16 protein-coding genes are annotated in these 17,743 nt (G+C 66.4%); 8 read left to right on the forward strand and 8 right to left on the reverse strand.

Going from position 1 to position 17,743, the window contains the following annotated elements; all coding sequences use genetic code 11:
- Positions 1 to 53 precede the first annotated feature (53 nt).
- The 7 genes from flgM to ABL838_RS24045 all read left to right on the forward strand — a co-directional run bounded on the left by flgM (position 54) and on the right by ABL838_RS24045 (position 7,808).
- Entirely contained in the window at positions 54 to 416 is a 363-nt protein-coding gene (flgM, locus tag ABL838_RS24015) for a flagellar biosynthesis anti-sigma factor FlgM (RefSeq protein WP_418122231.1), read from the forward strand.
- Entirely contained in the window at positions 413 to 880 is a 468-nt protein-coding gene (locus ABL838_RS24020; RefSeq protein ID WP_184641051.1) for a flagella synthesis protein FlgN, read from the forward strand. Before flgM ends, ABL838_RS24020 begins: the two co-directional genes overlap by 4 nt.
- Positions 881 to 884: 4 nt before the next feature.
- Entirely contained in the window at positions 885 to 1,307 is a 423-nt protein-coding gene (locus ABL838_RS24025) for a YadA-like family protein (RefSeq protein ID WP_418122232.1), read from the forward strand.
- A gap of 54 nt (positions 1,308 to 1,361) precedes the next feature.
- Positions 1,362 to 2,189, forward strand: a complete 828-nt coding sequence (locus ABL838_RS24030) for a winged helix-turn-helix transcriptional regulator (RefSeq protein WP_126023277.1) — start codon at positions 1,362 to 1,364, stop codon at positions 2,187 to 2,189.
- A gap of 186 nt (positions 2,190 to 2,375) precedes the next feature.
- Positions 2,376 to 3,170: a 4'-phosphopantetheinyl transferase family protein gene (locus tag ABL838_RS24035; protein WP_126023276.1), complete on the forward strand. Its 795-nt coding sequence runs from the start codon at positions 2,376 to 2,378 to the stop codon at positions 3,168 to 3,170.
- 369 nt (positions 3,171 to 3,539) lie between these two features.
- Positions 3,540 to 6,860, forward strand: coding sequence for an EAL domain-containing protein (locus tag ABL838_RS24040; RefSeq protein WP_418122233.1), 3,321 nt, complete (start codon positions 3,540 to 3,542; stop codon positions 6,858 to 6,860).
- A 72-nt stretch (positions 6,861 to 6,932) separates the two neighbouring features.
- The gene (locus ABL838_RS24045) at positions 6,933 to 7,808 is read left to right on the forward strand and encodes a hypothetical protein (RefSeq protein WP_418122234.1); all 876 of its coding nucleotides are present in this window, start codon (positions 6,933 to 6,935) and stop codon (positions 7,806 to 7,808) included.
- Between the two features lie 17 nt (positions 7,809 to 7,825).
- Here ABL838_RS24045 and ABL838_RS24050 read toward each other — a convergent pair whose 3' ends face one another.
- The gene (locus tag ABL838_RS24050) at positions 7,826 to 8,140 is read right to left on the reverse strand and encodes an I78 family peptidase inhibitor (protein WP_418122235.1); all 315 of its coding nucleotides are present in this window, start codon (positions 8,138 to 8,140) and stop codon (positions 7,826 to 7,828) included.
- Between the two features lie 505 nt (positions 8,141 to 8,645).
- On the opposite strand from ABL838_RS24050, the gene ABL838_RS24055 reads away from it, so the two are divergent.
- Positions 8,646 to 9,713 (forward strand): class I SAM-dependent methyltransferase, encoded by a 1,068-nt coding sequence (locus ABL838_RS24055; RefSeq protein WP_418122236.1) that lies wholly within the window; start codon positions 8,646 to 8,648, stop codon positions 9,711 to 9,713.
- Here the strand turns inward: ABL838_RS24055 and ABL838_RS24060 are convergent.
- The 7 genes from ABL838_RS24060 to ABL838_RS24090 form a co-directional block, all read right to left on the reverse strand.
- The gene (locus tag ABL838_RS24060; RefSeq protein ID WP_418122238.1) at positions 9,710 to 10,126 is read right to left on the reverse strand and encodes a 3TM-type holin; all 417 of its coding nucleotides are present in this window, start codon (positions 10,124 to 10,126) and stop codon (positions 9,710 to 9,712) included. The genes ABL838_RS24055 and ABL838_RS24060 overlap by 4 nt on opposite strands.
- A gap of 2 nt (positions 10,127 to 10,128) precedes the next feature.
- Positions 10,129 to 10,611, reverse strand: a complete 483-nt coding sequence (locus ABL838_RS24065) for a glycoside hydrolase family 108 protein (protein WP_418122240.1) — start codon at positions 10,609 to 10,611, stop codon at positions 10,129 to 10,131.
- A complete protein-coding gene (locus tag ABL838_RS24070; protein WP_418122241.1) occupies positions 10,608 to 10,889 on the reverse strand; it encodes a hypothetical protein in 282 nt (93 codons plus the stop codon). The genes ABL838_RS24065 and ABL838_RS24070 overlap by 4 nt, the downstream gene beginning before the upstream one ends.
- A 61-nt stretch (positions 10,890 to 10,950) precedes the next feature.
- Positions 10,951 to 13,161, reverse strand: coding sequence for a glycosyl hydrolase family 28-related protein (locus tag ABL838_RS24075; RefSeq protein WP_418122242.1), 2,211 nt, complete (start codon positions 13,159 to 13,161; stop codon positions 10,951 to 10,953).
- Complete coding sequence (gene terL, locus ABL838_RS24080; protein ID WP_418122243.1) at positions 13,158 to 14,780, reverse strand: phage terminase large subunit; 1,623 nt, start codon at positions 14,778 to 14,780, stop codon at positions 13,158 to 13,160. The genes ABL838_RS24075 and terL overlap by 4 nt, the downstream gene beginning before the upstream one ends.
- The gene (locus ABL838_RS24085) at positions 14,767 to 15,156 is read right to left on the reverse strand and encodes a hypothetical protein (RefSeq protein ID WP_418122244.1); all 390 of its coding nucleotides are present in this window, start codon (positions 15,154 to 15,156) and stop codon (positions 14,767 to 14,769) included. The genes terL and ABL838_RS24085 overlap by 14 nt, the downstream gene beginning before the upstream one ends.
- Positions 15,153 to 17,669, reverse strand: a complete 2,517-nt coding sequence (locus ABL838_RS24090) for a hypothetical protein (protein WP_418122245.1) — start codon at positions 17,667 to 17,669, stop codon at positions 15,153 to 15,155. Before ABL838_RS24090 ends, ABL838_RS24085 begins: the two co-directional genes overlap by 4 nt.
- Between the last annotated feature and the right edge of the window lie 74 nt (positions 17,670 to 17,743).

The raw sequence follows: 17,743 nt of genomic DNA on the forward strand, positions 1-17,743 counted from the left end.
CTAAAGTTCTTGCGCGGGCTGCCGATATACGGGTCAGCCCCTGAGGAATCACCTTGAAAATCGATCAACCCGCCCCCTCGGCCACGCCCCTTCACCGAACGACGCCAGCCACCGCCGGTACGGCAGGCACGACCGCTTCGGCCGGCGCCGACGCCGCCCAGCGCACCGCGAAGGCGGCGGCACCGGCCTCGTCGGCGCACGTCCACTCGCTGCCCAGCGCCGCGGGCGCCGCCAGCGATTTCGACGCGGCCCGCGTGGCGGCGATCCGCGAGGACATCCGCGCGGGGCGCTACCAGATCCGCCCCGAACGCATCGCCGACGGCCTGCTGGCCAGCGTGCGCGACCTGCTCACGCCCGGCGCGCCCGATGCGCCCGCGGGCAACGGCCAGGACGTGAAGAAGGGCGAAGGCGAATGAGAAAGCAGCAGTCCGACCTGCTGGCCCACCTGCGCACCGAGGCCGCCTGCATCGAGGAATTCGTATCGGTGCTCGACCGCGAGGCCGAGGCCATGTCGGGCGGCAGCTTCACCGACCTGGCGGCCATCGCCGCGGAAAAGACCGTGCTGCTGGACCGCATGGCCGAACTCGACGCGCAGCGCGAGGCGCTGCAGGCGGCACTGGGCTTCGGGCCCGGCCGCGAGGGCGCCGATGCGGCCGCCGCCGCTGCCGGCCCGCAGGCGCGGCAGGCCTGGGAGGAACTGCTGGAGCTGGCCGGGCAGGCGCGCGGCCACAACCTGCGCAACGGCTCGATGGTCTACGCGCATCTCGATTTCACCCAACAGGCACTGCACTTCCTGCAGGCCAGTGCGCAGCTGTTCTACGGACCGGACGGCGTGCGCAAGACGCAGGCGGGCTCGGGCAACCGCCTCGCGGCGGGCTGAGCGCGTGCGGGCGGCGCTGCTGGTCGCGCTGTGGCTGTGCGCCGCCGCCGGGCACGGCACGGCGGGCGCTGCCGGGGGCGCGGCGATCTCCAACCTGGCGCCGGGCGTGCAGCCGGCAGACGCGGTCAACGTCGGCCAGCTGAGCCAGACGGGCGCGGTGCTGCGCGACGTTGAGCGCGTCGCTTATTCGGGCACCGCCATGGCCGTGGCGATGACGGCCGCCTACGTGCCCGCCCTCCAGCCTGGCGAGAAGACCGTGGGCCTCGCCTTCGGCAGCTACAGGGGCTACACGGCGGTGAGCCTGGGCTTCAGGACTCTTTCGGATGACGGGCGGACTGCCTGGGGCATGACCCTCGCCAGCGCGGGGCGGGACTGGGGATTCAACGCCGGCATCGGCTGGAAGCTGCCACGCGCCGGCGAGCGCTGAACGCGGGCAACCCTCATCACCCACCGCCGCCACCAACACATGGAAGCTTTCGACATGAACAACGATGCTCGCGGCGACGCGCGGCAGGTGGCCATGGTGGGTTGCGACGAAGCCCAGACGCGCGCGTGGGGCCAGAAGCTGCGCCTGATGGGCTGCACGCCGGTTTCATTCGACAACAGCGCCGACTTCCTGCATGCGGCGACGCACGGCACCAACCACTTCGACCTGTTGCTGGTGGTGCTGAAGGACGAAGGCGCGTGGCCGGTGCTGACCTCGATGTGCCAGGCGCTGCGGGTGCCGATCTTCCTGGTCGCCAATGCGCTGCAGCGCGAGCTGCTGGCCGAGGTGCTGTCGGCCGCCGAGCCCGAGTCGAAGGGCCCGGGCATCGATTTCGCGGTGCTGCCGGTCGACGATTTCGAGGTGGAACTGCGCGTTCGCGAGGCGCTGCGGCGCAACGACACGCTGCTGCATCCGCAGGCGACGAGCGCGCTGTTCGGCGACTACCGCTTCATCGGCAACCGCAAGGTGGTGGTGCGCAAGGGCGAGGAAATCCGCCTGAAGCCGCGCGAGTTCGAACTGGCGCTGCTGCTGTTCCGCAACGCCGGACAGCTGCTGGAGCGCGATTGGCTGCTGGGTTCGCTGTGGCCGGATTCGCGCGTCGAGCGCAAGAGCCGGGTGCTCGACTGCTGCGTGGCGAACATCCGCCGCAAGCTCTCGCTGCACAAGGCGAACGAGTTCGTGCTGCACTCGGTGTACGGCCGGGGCTACGAGCTGCGGCACGCGGCCGTGCAGCCGATGGCTGGCACCGGGACCGTGGACGACTCGGGCTTTCCGGATACGTCCAACGAGCCGAACTGGCTGGGGGAAGCCGCCCGCGCTTAGCGCAGGCGGCAAGGAAGACGTGACGATCGCCGGCCTCGAGGAACCGCCCGCATCAAGCGGCGCGGGTGCCAGTGGCAACCTCTACCAACGCCAGCGGACCGTCGACTCCAGTATGGAACTGCAAACTTAAGCCGGGCTGAATCGGGCGCGGGCCGGACGCCGCCGGGGCAGGCCAGAATCCTGCGCATGCAATTGCAGATCGATGCGCACCAGGTCCACCTCTGGCACCTGTACGTGCCTGAACAGGACGACCCCGCCGGCGACGCGGCCATCATGGCCCTCCTGACGACCGAGGAGCGGGAGAAGCACGGGCGTTTTCATTTCGCCCGGGACAGGCGCCGCCATCTGATGACACGAGGGCTGATCCGCTCTCTGCTCTCGCGCTACGTTCCCCAGGTCGCTCCAGCGGACTGGCGCTTCGAGAACAACGAATACGGTCGCCCGCGGATCGCCAATGCGCTGCCGCAGGCGCAGCGCATCCGCTTCAACATTTCGCACAGCGCGTCGCTCGTGGTGGCAGCGCTGGCGGTGGAGCGCGAAGTGGGCGTGGACGTCGAGCACACGGCAAGGAACGCGCCGCTGGAGGTCGCCGGGCATTTCTTCTCGGCGAAGGAGGCGCAGGCGCTGCAGCAGCTTCCGGCCGCCCAGCAGCCGTCGCGCTTCTGGGATCTGTGGACGCTCAAGGAAAGCTACATCAAGGCGCGCGGCATGGGCCTTTCGATTCCGCTGGACCGCTTTTCCTTCGACCTGGACGGAAGCGGCAGCCAGGCCATCGGATTCGGGCACGCCCTGGAGGACGACGACGCCACCGGCTGGCAGTTCTGGCGGCTGCAGCCCGACGACGCCCATGCTGTCGCGCTCTGCCTCGAGCGGGCACGCGATGGCCGCGAGGCGCGGATCCTGTGCCTGAAGGCGACGCCGCTGCTCGCGTCGGTGGAGGAATTCCCGGGCACGGTGACGCGCCGATCCGCGGCCGCCTGAAGCCTGCCCGCCGGCTGCTACTGCCGATCCTTTGTTCGCCTCGAATTCGGCACGGTTCCACAGACCGAAATACAGCACCTCCGACCATTGAAGGCCGGGCGGGTGCTTCGTCGCGCCGTTGCGGTGCCGTCGCAGGCATTCCAGGCAGGAGGCCGCTTTCCGAGGTACCCAGGAGCGGTCTTTTGACCCGGGTCAAAAGCTTTGGCGCCAGAAAAATTTAATTCTTAAGAATTAACAATTAAGAACTCCTTACCCAACATTACAGAATTACGAGTGAATTGTTCCCAATTGAAACCGTTGCGTCCGCTCCCGTGCCACACTGTGGGGCACTCGGAGCCATCCGGCTTGCACTAGCGACAGGATCGAACCATGTCTTTGTCCATCTGGGCCAGGATTCGCCTGCCGGTTGTGATCTTCATACTCGGCACGGCGCTGTCGATCGCCCTCGGAATTTATGCCCATCAGGAAATCGGGCGCAGCGCGCGGACGCGCTTCGACGCTACCGCCCTCGATCTGGCGCGGAAGGTCGAAAGCCGGTTCGACGACTACATCGCCGTCCTGATCGGCCTGCGCGCGCGCTTCAATACCTCGGAGGGAGTGACCCGCAGCGACTTCCGGGACTACGTCTCGGGCCTGAACCTGCCGAGCGCCTACCCCGGCTTCCAGGCAGTCAACTACGCGCCTCGCGTCATGCCGGAGGACAAGCAGCTCTTCGAGGAGCAGGTTCGCGGCGACGACAGCCTCGACGCGGCCGTCAGCTCCGGCTTCGCCATCAAGCCGGGCGGCACGCGGGATATCTATTACCCGCTGGCCTTCATCGAGCCTCTGGCGGGCAACGAGAAACTGCTGGGCAATGACCTGGGCGCCATGCCCGACCGCGGCGACGCACTCGAACAGGGGCGTGACACCGGCGGGCTCGTCACCTCCGGCCGCAAGATCCGCATCGCGGGCCGCGGCTCGGACGTCGGGCTGGCGATGCGGCTGCCGGTGTACCGCCCGAAGATGCCGGTCGATACGCTGGAGCAGCGGCGCCAGGCCTACATGGGCTCGGTGGGCGCGGGCTTCAGCATCACGGGCATGCTGCGCGACGTGATCAGCATCGAGGCCGCGAAGACGCTGCGCCTGCGTCTGGCCGACGCCGGTCCGGGCCGGGGACCGATCGGAACGCGCATCGAAACCAGGTTCGTGACGCCGATCGCGTTCAGCGACCGGCAGTTGCTGTTCGACAGCGCCGCCCTCGCCAAGCCCGTTGCCGAACCCGCGAACAGCCTGGAGCGCACGCTCGGCTTCGAGCTGGGCGGCCGCTCCTGGGTGGTCGAGGTGAAGCAGGACGAGAGCCAGATCCTCGGCCCGCTGGACAAGACCATACCGTGGCTCGTGTTCGTTGGCGGCCTCGCCACCAGCACGCTGCTGGCCGGCATCATGCTGTCGCTGGCCACCACGGGCAGCCGGGCCCAGGTCCTGGCGGACGAGATGACCAGCCACCTGCGCGCGAGCGAGCGGCAGCTCGAGGACGCGCAGCACCTGGCCAGCCTGGGCAGCTGGACGCTCGACCCCGAAACCGGCGCGCTGCAATGCTCCGAGGAGGCGCGGCGCATCCTGGGCTTTGCCGACGACCCCTTGCCGCTGGACCTGCACGCCCTGCTCTCGCGCGTGCCGAACATGGAGCGCGGCACGGTCGAGCGGCAGATCGCGCTGGCGTCCCAGTCCACCGAGCGCAGCGAGTTCGAGCACAGGCTCTGCCTGCCCGACGGCACCGAACGCTGGCTGCATGTCATCGCGCAGTCGGGCGAAGACGCGGGCAGGAGGCTGGTGCGCGGCACGGTGCGCGACGCCACGCGGCCGCGCAAGGATGCACTGCGCCAGAAGCTCGAATACAAGATCGCGCGCCTGCTGGCCGGTGACGGCAGGACCGAGACGGTGATCGCGCTGGCCCTTGAAGCGATATGCACCGACCTGCGCTGGGACTGCGGCGCGCTGTGGAGCGTCGGCGAGGACGGCCTGGCACATTGCGCCGTGGCCTGGCATGTGGACAACGACCCGGCGGTGCGGGGCTTCGTCGAGGCCAGCCGCCTGCTCACCTACCGCTCCGGCGAAGGCTCGCTGGGCCGCGCGTGGGGAATCGGCAGCGTCGTGCGCACCGACACGCAGGCATCGCCGAGCCACTTCACCCGCGACGCGATGGCGCGCGAGGCGGGGCTGACCACCGGCCTGGTGGTACCCATGGTCGCGCCCGAGGCGACCACGGCGCTGGAACTCTTCGGCGCCAGTCCGTACGTCGCGGACGCCGAGACGCTGGAGTCGCTGCGCGTCATCGCACTGCAGATCGTCCAGTACCGGCAGCGCAAGCAGGCCGAGAAGACCCTGCGCTTCATGGCCAGCCACGACGAGCTGACGGGGCTGCTCAACCGCTCGGCGCTGCAGCACGAGCTGGCCCGGGCCATCAGGCGCAGCAACCGCCAGCAGAAGCAGTTCGCCGTGATGTTCGTCGACCTGGACCGCTTCAAGCACATCAACGACACGCTCGGCCACGGCGTGGGCGACGAGATGATCAAGACCTGCGGCAAGCGCCTGAGGAAGCTGCTGCACGACAGCGACGTGGTGGCGCGCTTCGGCGGCGACGAATTCGTGCTGCTGATGGAAAACCTCGACAGCGCGAACGACGCCGCGGTGCTGGCCGAGAAGGTGCTGGACCGCTGCGCCGAGCCCTTCATCATCGAGGGCCGCGAGCTGCATGTGAGCGCCAGCGTGGGCGTGAGCATCTACCCGGAGAACGGCGGCGATGCCGAGACGCTGCTGAAGAACGCCGACACCGCCATGTACCGCGCCAAGGAAAAGGGCCGCAACACCTACCGCTTCTACGCGGCGAAGATGAACGCACAGAGCACCGAGCAGCTCATGCTGGAAAGCGCCCTGCGCCACGCCCTGGAGCGCGGCGAACTGGAAATGCACTACCAGCCGAAGATGAACCTGCAGACGCAGCGCATCGTCGGCGTGGAGGCGCTGATGCGCTGGCGCCATCCGGTGCTGGGCATGATCCCGCCGGTGCAGTTCATTCCGATCGCCGAGGAGCTCGGCCTGATCGTGTCGATGGGCAAGTGGGCGCTGGAAAGAGCCTGTGCCGACGCGCTCGCATGGCAGAAGCACGGCCTGCCGGAGGTGCTAACCAGCGTCAACCTGTCGCCGCGCCAGTTCGAGAGCCGCACGCTGGTGGCCGACGTCAAGGCCATCCTGGAGTCGTCGGGCCTCGATCCTTCGCTGCTCGAGCTGGAGATCACCGAGAGCGCGATGATGGCGAACCCCGAGCACGCGGCAAAACTGCTGCGGACCATCCGCGACATGGGCGTAGGCCTGGCCATCGACGACTTCGGCACGGGGTACTCGTCGCTGTCGTACCTGAAGCACTTTCCGCTCTCCACGGTCAAGATCGACCGCTCCTTCATCAACGACCTTTCGCAGGACGCGGACGCGCGCGCTCTCATCGACGGAATCATCACGCTGGCCCACGGGCTGCGGATGAAGGTGGTGGCCGAAGGGGTGGAGACGCCCGTCCAGTTCAACTACCTGCACAGCCACGGATGCGACGAAGCCCAGGGCTACTGGCTGTGCAAGCCTGTGCCGGCCGACGAGGCACGCGATTTCATGGCGCGTCACCTGCGCACCCAATTTGCCCCGTCGGCGCTGGCCTGAAGGCCGCGCCTTCGCGGCAATCGTTACCGGGCACGTTCGCTCGGGCTTCCCCGAAACTTCACAGGAGCATTCATGACCGATTCAACCCAGAACAAGCCGCTGGAACAGACGATCGCGGCGATCCACGCGCTCGACCTGACGCCGATCAAGTTCAAAGCCACCCGCGAGGAGGACGGCTACGGCTGGTCGGCAAGCTACGCGGACCAGATGGAAGTGGCATACAAGCGCTACCTGATCCTGCACGCGAAGCACCCCGAGCTGACCCTCGCGCCCGAACAGGACGTCGACCGCTTCTGGCACATGCACATCCTCGACACGAGGAAATACGCCGCCGATTGCGAAGCCACCTTCGGATATTTCCTGCATCACTTCCCATACCTCGGCCTGCGCGGCGAGGACGACGCGAAGGCGCTGGAGGCGGCCTTCCAGCAGATGCAGCGACTGCTTGCCGAGGAGTTCGGCGAGCCGACGCCGGCGGCTGCGAAGGATTCGGCTGCATGGTGTTCGGCGGAGGCCACCAAGACCTCGGCTGCATGGTGCTCGGCGGAGGCCACCAAGGCCTCGGCCGCATGGTGCTCGGCGGAGGCCACCAGGACCTCGGCCGCATGGTGCTCGGCGGAGGCCACCAGGACCTCGGCCGCATGGTGCTCGGCGGAGGCCGCCAAGACCTCGGCCGCATGGTGTTCGGCGGAGGCCGCCAAGACCTCGGCCGCATGGTGTTCGGCGGAGGCCACCAGGACCTCGGCCGCATGGTGCTCGGCGGAGGCCACCAGGACCTCGGCCGCATGGTGCTCGGCGGAGGCCACCAGGACCTCGGCCGCATGGTGCTCGCTCGAAGCGGGCAAGGCTCAGCCTCAGGCCGCGTGGTGCTCGCTCGACAAGGAAGGCACGGTCGCCACCGCCCGCCCTTCGGCGCAGGCCGGCACGGGCGCTGCGGCGAACGGCTGAGACCGGCAGGAGCCGGACTATCCGCAGTAGGCGCGGACGATCTTGCCGCTGGCCGCGTCCGTCTCGATGGTCACGCGCTCGCGGCGATAGTCCATCGTCACGGGCTGTCCCGGCTGGATCTGGCGCACGATGGACGCGCCTGTCGCCTGCCGGGCATCGGCGTCGCTGATGCGGCTCTTGCCCGTCAGGGCGGCTGCGGCGTCCTGGCGACACGCTGCGGGCGCTGTGGGTGCCGCGGCGGCATCCTTCGCCTGCGGCACCGAGCAGGCGGCGATCGACAAGATCGCCAACGCCGCAGCGGCGCTGGAAATCAACCTGCGATGGCGCTTCATGGCGGATCCTTTCCTGGGAGTACGCAGAGTCTTGCAGGCAGACCGTCGATCCAAAAGAAAACGGCCTGATCCACGTTCTACATAGATCAGGCCGTCATTTTTGGAGGGAGGGAGGGATTCGAACCCTCGGTACTATCGCTAGTACGCCTGATTTCGAGTCCGACATGCGGATGGCGCACACCCCGGGAACCCGCATGGATGCTGGAGGACTGGACATGCGCACAGTGCGTCGAGCGCACGATTTGCGCCCAGTTGGACAATTTTCCCCCCACCGAAGGAATGCTTGTTTTGCCGCATTGCGACAGGCCCGCGTGCCTCTGGCCCGGCGCGCGGGCGAGGCGACTGCCGCCGGCGCTGGCCGGCAGGAGCCGGCGGGAGCCGGCCGGAATAATTTCTGGAATATTTTGCGGTCGGTTTTGTAGTGCCGGGGGCCTGCGGCGAGCCATGTACCATCCACCAAAATTTCGGAGGCGATCAGATGCGGGGTCCAGAAACTTTTGTTTCCATGAGCGGTAATGCTGCAGAGCAGGAGCAGGCCAACCCCGGCGCGCCACTACAGCGCGAGCAGCTCATCAGCAGCTACATCGAGCTGCTCAGGCGCCCGCCCGAGAGCGAGGAAGCGATTGCCCTGCACCTGTCCGCTGGGCACACTCTCGCCTCCTTCCGTGAGAGCCTGACCCAGAGCGAGGAGTTCAAGCGACTGCAGACCTTCAGGACCACTCGCCGGATCCAACCGTCCGAGATCGAGACCGAAGTTGCAAAGCTGGAACGACTCGCCAACGAAGACCCCGCGGCGTACACCGCCCTCCTCGACGATTTCTGGGTAGACCTGAAGCCGATCAGCGCCGCCCCGCGCTCGAGCGAATACGCTGCCTGGGTCATGTCCACCTATTCGGAGATCGCGAATCGGGCCTACGGCACCTCCAACGAGGTGACCGCGTACGACGCCGACCTGTACGCAAGGCGCCCGGTGCCCTACATCTCGGGGGATGCCAAGACCATCGGCGCGCAGCTGATGGCAATTGGGCATGTCATCCAGGCCATGAACCTGCCGCCGGCGTCGAGCGTCCTGGAGATGGGGTTCGGCTGGGGCAACACCACAGTGCAGCTCGGCCTGTCCGGCTACAAGGTGAAGGGGATCGACATCTCCCCGCACTTCGTGGAGATCGCGAGCCGGCGCGCTCGGGCGCTTGATCTCGATGTCGACCTGAGCGTGGGTAACTTCTTCGACGCGGAAACCATCCAGGAAAAGTTCGACGCGGTGCTCTTCTTCGAGTGCTTCCACCACTGCGCGGATCATGTCCGGCTGCTGAAGGCCATCCCGCGGGTGCTCAAGCCTGGCGGCCGGCTGGTCCTGGCCGGCGAGACGATCAACAACGCACTGCCCTATCCTTGGGGCATCAACCCTTCAGGCCAAGCCATTTACTGCATCAGGCATCACGGCTGGCTGGAGCTTTCCTTCCGCGAGGACTACATCCTCGGTTTGCTGGATGAGCTGGGCTGGAATGTGGTGAAGCACGACTTCATCAATGCGATCGGCATCACCTACGTGGCGACCAGGAAGGGCGATTAGGCCGCGCCCTTCACCTTCTCCACGGTACGCAGGCCGCCGAGGCCCAGCATGCCTAGCAGCAACGGCCAAAGTTCCTCGGTTTCGATGGATGGCAGCGTCACAGGATGGCCCAGCGCCTGGGCCACCATGAACAGGATCGGGCCGCCGATGAACTTGAAGCCGACGGCGAAGCCGCAGATCCAGCCCACGAACGGCCGCCAGCCCGCCACGAACAAGCGCGTGCTGGCCGCCTCTACTGAGTTCGTCGCGCTCTGCGCGGCCGCGATGTCCGACATTGCCTTCAGCTCGGCCAGCTGCTGAGCCTGAGCGGCCTTGAACACCTCCAGTTTGGCCGCCTCCGCCTGCGTCTTGTCAGGCAGGAACTTGTCGAGGATGTCGCTGATGACGGGAGCGAGCCCGATGAGTGCAGCCATGGTCAGCCCTTCAGATTCTGCAAGTTGGAGGCCACGCGCCGAGTCCAGCCCTTGCCGAAGGTCGGCCACGTGCTCAGGTCGGTGTAGAACTGCAGCCGATAGCCGTTGAAGGCTGCGGCGATAAGTGGGCCAGCCGAGCGGACCGCTGCCACGGTCTGCGCGCCGATGACACCATCGGGGTTCGCGCCGGCCGCGCGCTGCAGCCATTTCGAAGACTGGCTCACCCCGTGATTTACTGCTGCGTCGAAGACGTCGAAGCGCACGCTGTCGGGCAGTTCGTCAGCGCGCACCGGCGCCCAGTACTTCGCCTTGTAGATCGCCTTCGCGGTATCCCGCGGCAGGTCGCGCATCGGGCCGCTGTAGCCCTCGGCGCGTGCAACGGAAACGGTGATACCCCAGTTAGTCTCGCCGCCCGGGTCACGCGGGTCGTTGACGTAGCCGCCCTCATGCCCGAGCAGGCGGTCGAATGCTTGATCGAAGTTCATCGCTTCACCCCCGTGTCTGCCGCGCGGCCGCGCAAGATCGCAATCCCTTCCTTTAGGTCGCCAAGCGTCTTGCCCTGCTCCTTCATCTCGGCTTTGATCTCGGCAAGAGCTTGCGTCGTCTGCGCTCGCTCAACCGCAGCAACAGCCTTGACCTGCTCGAGCTCTGCCTTGTTTTGGGCGCTCTCTGCCTTGAGCCCGAAGAAGAGCGCGACCGCCGAAAGAGCAACCACAACGGTTTGCAGGATGGTGCCGGTGTTGATCGTCGGATCGAATTTCATGAGTCGCTTTCCTTCGATCTCTTCTTCCAGTGGAGCAGGCCTTGTCCGCGTCATTCGCACCTCACTCAAAGTCCCACGTCGCCGAAGGCGCGACGGTGTAGTTCACGGTGAACGTGTCGCCCGGGCGAAGCCGGATGTTCACGTTCGCGTTGCCGCCCCCCACGATGTCGCAGATGAAGTTGCCGTTTTTCTGCACGGATGTCGCAGTCCCGCCGCGAAGGTAGAGCGTCGCGGCCACACCGGTGTCGTTGGTGGCTGCTACGCCTGACGCAGGGAAGGTAGGCGGCGTCACCAGCGCGATGCCCTGGAAGCCGATGTTGTTGCTGATACGCAGGCGAGAGCGCCCCGTGAGGTCCCGCTGCACCGCGGACGCACCGCTCGCCGCCGCGTTGAGGTAGTTGTTGCGGAAGACCTTGTTGCCGGTGAGATAGACCTGGTAGTCGCCGTTGGCGCCGTTGTCCCGGAACTGGCAGTTCTCGATGACACCGTAGACGGACGGCAGATCGTTCTCGCAGTAGATCGCGCGTCCCAGGTTGTTGCGGAACACCACGCCGTTGCAGAAGAGCGCGCCCCGGCCGTTGTAGCGCAGGCCGATGCTGGCCCCGCCGCCTACAGCCCCACCGCCGGAGTTGAAGACCGTGCCGCCGCTGATGGTCATGATCGCCGCATCCGACTCCCCAGCGAACTGGATGCCGTAGTCCTTCGCGCTGGCAGCCCAGCAGCCCAGGATCGACACGTAGCTCTGGTCCTCCTGGGAGAAGTTGATCCGGCACGAGTCGAACGCAGCATGCACCGCGAAGATCTCGCGGTTCGAAGTGGCTGTCAGGCGCTGCACACGAACGCCGTACTCCAGCTGGATGGTGTCGGTGGCCCACATCCAGCAGCCGCCATTGCCACCGGTGAAGAGGATGCCGGTGCCGTTGACCGTTGGCCACTGGCCGATGCACCGGCCGCCATGCCAGAAGATCGAGCTGCCTGCGCCGATCTGGTAGCAGCAGGTGCGGCAGATCGCGATGCAGTTCACAAAGCTCACCGTGTCATTCGTCTTGTCCTGCTCGCAGTAGTAGAACGACGCGCCCATCGTGGCGTTGCTGTCGCTGTCATAGGTGACGTTCACGAAATCGCTGTGCGTGTTGCCATCCGGGAAATAGAAGGCTGCATGCAACTTGTTGGACTTCGCCGTGGACGACAGGATGCGCAGATCGGAAACGGTCAGATAGTCCATGGTCCCAGAAAACTGGAACAGCGGACCTACGACAGCATGCACGATGGTGGTAGCACGGCCGGCCCCCTTGAACGACAGGAAGCCAGGGAATGTTGGCGTCACGGTGATGGTCGACGAGACGTTGTATCGACCAGCGGGAAAGTGAATTTCACGGTTCGCCGCCGACTGCGCCCAGTTCACAGCAGATTGAATCGCTGCGGTATCGTCGGCAACACCATCCCCTAGAGCGCCGAAGTCCTTCACGCTCACGCGCTCGAGCAGCTTGGCTGTCAGCGCGCGGCCGACAGTGCCGGTGGCGTTGAGCTTGTATCCCATCAGCGCCGCGCCCTTGGCGGCATCAGCGACGCTGGCGACATCGGCCTTGTAGTTGTTCGTGTTGGTGTTCGCGGCGGCGGCAGCGGCGGCGGCTGTTGCGGCATCGGCGATCCCTTGGGCGCCGACGGCTGCGGCATCCTTGATGCCCTTGCCGATGGTGCCCGCGGCATAGTTCTTGGTGCCGTCGTAGCCCACCAGGCCACCACCCAGCGCGGCGGTGGCGTTCGACCCCAGCGCGGCTGCCAGCACATCGGCGTTGCCCGATGCGGCCGTCAGGAAGATGTCGCCCTCGGCATCGAATGCCAGGCCTTTGAGCGCGCGCCCAGCAGCATCGGGGAGCACGCCGCTGGCGGCATCGCCTGGAGGAAGCCGGATCGTGTTCGCCAGGGCGAGGCCGCTGTCCTGCAGCATCATCACGATGCGGTCGAAATCGTTGTTCACGGTGGGCGACTGGAAGTCGCCCGAGTACTGGTAGTCGGTCAGGCGGTTGATGGGAACCTGGCGGATCAACGCGATGGCCGAAAGGGAGGCTGGAGCAACCGCGAACACGACAGCGCCGCCCGACTCGACGCCAACCCCTGTCACCGTGTAATCGATGTTCAGCGTCTTCGCTACCCCATCGACTGTCACCGTGATGTCGACAGCGTCGAGCAGGCGGAAGGCGTAGGGGAAGGAAGTAGTGATCCCGTTCCCGACGTGGTTCGAAACAGGGGTTTGGACGGGGACGGTCATTCGGAGGCCTCCAGCGTGACTTCATGGACGCCAGAATCTGGCCGCCAGATTGCACGCTCGACCGCTGCCGGAATCCCGGCGCTGTGCCCGTTGCCGATCCGCACGGGATTGGCCCGAATCGCCCTCGCGCCCGAGTCCAGGTAGTCGTCCGGCTGGGTAGTGACGGCAGGGTTCCAGTCCTTCATCTGGTCCCACATCGGGCCGTCGAGGACGTCGACATGCGCCCAGAGTGCGCCGATGGACATGGGCGCTTCGAAGGCGTCGAGGATGTCCTTGTTCTTGTTCGTGCCCACGTGGTCTTCCACCACGCCGCACGCCACGGCCGGCAGCGGCTTCTTCCCCCCCTGGCCGCGCAGGTGCTTGCGCAGGATCGGCGGCACGAAGCCTCCCGGGCCGTTCGTCTCAACCGTCACGCTCGGGATGTGGTACTCGATGACCAGCTTGCGGATGCTCTCGCACTGCTCGTCGATGTCGCCAGTGAGGCCGATCGCGAACTGCCAGTACAGCCGTCCGGCCGCATCGCTGTAGACCAGCGAGATTGCCGAGGCGTCCGTGTCGATCTTGCCCATGGCGCAGTCCCAGCGGCACGCGGCGCTCACGATGCGCACATTGCCCAGCATCAGCATGGACTCGCGGTTCGCGCGCTTCAGAACCGGCTTCATCTCGTAGGGGATGATCTTTTCGGGGTCCAGGCGAATCTCGCCGATGGGCTTGCTGTGCAGCTGGTACTGGCTATCCCACTCGTTCAGGGTTCTCGTCTTGCGCCGGCGCTGCTCCATCTCGGCGCGGTCAAATCGTTCCGGCCAAGCGCTGCCGGCGTAGCAGTCGACAACCCCTTCCGGCATCCCGGCGAAGTGCACCTGGGTGCCGATCAGCTGGTAGTCGATGCCAGCGACGAGGCACCGCGCGCCACGGCCGATCCCCACGAAGATGAACTCGGGCGCGAAGCCCGGGTCGATCACCATCGCAGGCTTCTCGGTGCGGTGCTCGCGTTCGAACATGCGGATCGTCAGGCAGTCGGCCCCAAGCTTCTCCTGTTCGTCGTAGAGGCTGTCGTGCGTGTGCGGCGTGCCGATGTAGAGTTGCCGCCCGCCCGGGACGAGGATGTGCGTCTGCTCACCGAGGCGATACCGCAGCTTCTCGCGCGCTTCGGGCGTGCCGATGTTGCGCGGCACTTCCACGTCATCGTTTTGGCACTCGTCGGCGCGCGCGCTGGTGACGTTCGACAGGATGCCCTTGGCGTACATCGAAGCATTCCGCGGGTCCGACGAGCCGGTGAGCCACCATGCCTCTACGGAGAGTTGCCCCGGCGGCAGCATGCCGCGCGTCAGCGGATGGTTGCGCAGAACATACTGGGTGTCGCGGCTCGTCTTGTAGGCGGTCTTGTCCGCTTCAGACTGATGGAGGATGCGGTAGGTCTGGTCGCAGTAGTAGCGCCAGGCGTTGTACACAGCGAGGATGGTGGACTTGCCGAAGCCGCGGAAGCACCGCAGCACCGCCAGCGAACCGCGGTGCTCGAGCCAGTGACACGCACGGACATGCACGTCCGGCACCACCCAGTTGCGGGCTTTGGCCCAGATCAGGAAGAAGGCGAGAAAACTGATCTCACGCTTTTCCATGCACCTTCCTGTCGAAGTCCGCCTTCGCCTTCGGGTTCTGCAGGTTGGCCAGCAACTTCGAAGCCTCCTTCTCTGCCTCTGCCACCTGTTTGTCCAGGTCGTCCTGCGGGTCGGTCACGGCCTCGGGCGTCTCTTCGCCGCCGCCGGCCGCGGTGGCATGGCGCACCACAGTGACCAGCGACTGGATGCGTTGCGTCAGCGCGATAGTCGCGACCGCGTTCTTCTTGACCCAGTAGCGATCCCCGCGCGTCTGCTGATCCCAGCTCGCGACCGCCACACCATTCCCGGGCCACTTGTCGGGATCGGCTTCGTCGAGGAAGACGTCGACCAGTTTCTCGTGCAGCGCCTGAAGGCGCTCGAATTGCTCTTGCTTCATTGACCAACCGCCTTTCCGAAATCGGGCGCGCGGTCCGGCATGCCGGTGCCCGGGTTCCACCAGTAGGATTGCCCGAAGTCCTTGGCCGACCGCGCCTTCATCTTCCCCAGGTAGCCGGGGCTCAGGTTCTCCTGCAGGGCGTGCAGGCCGGCGTGGTCGAGCGCGGCGCGCGCGTACCAGATGCCGGTGTATGGCGTGTTCGCGCGCGCCCACTTGAGTGTTTCCGCTCCCATGTGAGTCGGCTTCCCCTTCGCTGTTTTGTGGGCGTTCTCAACGGCGATAGCCGCAAGCCCGATGGTCGACCCCGCAGTTGGGCCTAGCAAAGTGCCGCCAGCTGCACCAACGAATCCGCCGGGTTGGTCGGTGGGGTCGTTCAACAGGAAGTCCCCAAAAATCGAAAGCCCGCCGCCCTGAGCAACGGACTTCGCCCAGAACTTCGCGGCATGCGGGCCATGCATGTCGATGGGGTCCTTGCCGGCAACGAGTTGCTTTGCCTGCAGTGCAATGGCGCCGAGGGCCGTGGTGGTCACCATGAGCGCGCCCGCGTACATCACCCGGTTGGCCAGTACCGGCGCGCTGCCGTCCGTGACCTGCGGCGCCTCCAGCATGCGACGCCAGTGGCGCGACACCATGGCAAACGGGAAGCTCTTGAACTGCATCACGCTGCGCCAGAACTCGCCGCGCATCGTGCCGCGCTGGCTACCGCCGCCACTGGCCAGGGTCTTCGTCGCGAGGTCGGGGTTGAGCACGGCGAACTCGCTCTCGTTCTGGATCAGGCCGAGCACCTTGGCCACCACCTCGCTCGCGCGGTCATCGTTCGTAGCTCGGATCGCCTCGGGCGTGAGGTGCTGCTTACCGCTGAACTCGGTGAGGTCGGCTTTCGTGATGACCTGCCAGTCGGCCTCGGTGATGCCGCGGCGCTCCATCAGGGTGCGGTCCCACTCGGTCAACTTGCCCCATTCCGTCTTCGACATGCGGGCGAGTCCCTGCATCATCGTGAGCGAGAAAGCGCGGCGCAGCGTGTCGGTCCAGGCGTTCATCAGGGACAGCTTCATCGTGCTGTTCGCGAGCCGCCCGCTCCAGGTCTGGCGGATGTTGTCGCCGGTCCAGCGGTTCATGTCGCCGATCATCGACTCCGCGATGATGCCGTGCGTGGTCATGAAGTCGCGCGCGTCCTTGCTGGCGGCCGTCTTGCCGATATTGGCGATGGCGTCCCAGTACCCGAGCTTGTTGTAGCCGGTCGTCGTCATGAAGGTGCCCAGGTCGGTGATGCTGGAGATCACCGCGCTGCCCAGCTTGCCGAACGTCTGGATGTTGCGCGCGTCGGTTCCGAGCTGGGCGAGCTTCGCGCTCTGCGGCGTGCCGGCCGTTCCGTTGAGCTGATCCCAGTAGCTCTGAGGGCGCAGGCCGAAGTCGCGCTTGATGGTTCCGTCTGCGCGTTCAGCCAAGTCGAACTGCAGGCGCATCTGCGAGTTCGGGTTCGGCCCGTACCGCTCGATCAGCCCGATGTCACGCGCCATGCGGCCCACGTGCCCGATCACCGCGTCGTACATGCTGCCGGTGCCGAAGTCCTTCATGTAGGCCATGTAGCTGTCGGCGTCCTTGAAGTGGATCTGCCGCGATTCGCTGCCGGCGTTGGCCTTGGCGCCGTTTCCGCCGAAGGCGCCGGGCTCGCGCTTGTTCGCGCCGTCGCTGCTGATCGTCTCCCACGCCCGGCCGAGCAGCGTTCGAAACTCGGCATCCCCCATGCGGGAACCATCCTCCAGCACGTAGCGCGAGCGGTCCAGCAGCGGAGCAATGCGATCCACCCATGCCTCGCGCGCCGCAGCGTCGCCGACACCGCGCACCTTGGCCGCGTCGTGCGGCTGCGGGATGTAGCCGTACTCCAGCCGCCCGACGTCGCCACCAGCGCTGTTGAAGCGCTGGCGCAGGCCCTCGATCACCTTCAGGTACGCCTTCGCGCCCTCGGCCGCGATCTTGTTGCCGGTGCTGCCGTCACCGTTGCGGTAGATCTCGGTGGCCAGGTCGCGCGTCATTCGCGGGTTGTCGGCGTCAAACAGGAACATCATGACGCGGCGGCCGAAGCCGGCGCCCTCGCCCGTCTTGGCTGCCTCCATCAGGTCGACCATGTTGCCCACGGCCTCCTGCTTGATCCCGTTGATGTAGTGGCCGGTATTGTCGATGTCGTTCACGAGGGCGCGGCTGCGGCCTTCCTTGAACTGCGCCATGCCCTCGGTGATGCGGATGTCGGTGGCCGCGGTCTTCAGGATCTGGCGCTGGGCGTTCGCCACCTTGCGCGCGGCCTCGGCCTGGATGTCGGCCATGGCAGCCTGCGCAGCCTCGATGACGCGCTGGTCGGTGCTCTTGGCCTGCCAGTCGGGATCGGTGCGCGCGAGGCGGCGCATCGTGGCGGCGATCCGGTCGTCGATGGCCTGCAGTTGAGCGGCCGTCAGGGCGTTGCGCCCCAGCTTTTTTGCCGCCTCTTGTACGGCTTGGATGCAAGTTGGCTTCATGGTATGTTTCGCTCGTTGGTGAATGCGCAGGCTGAGGCGTGGATACCTAACAGCGGGCTATGCGACGCTGCTTG

This window comes from Variovorax sp. 160MFSha2.1 (assembly GCF_048305075.1).
Lineage (GTDB): Bacteria > Pseudomonadota > Gammaproteobacteria > Burkholderiales > Burkholderiaceae_C > Variovorax > Variovorax guangxiensis.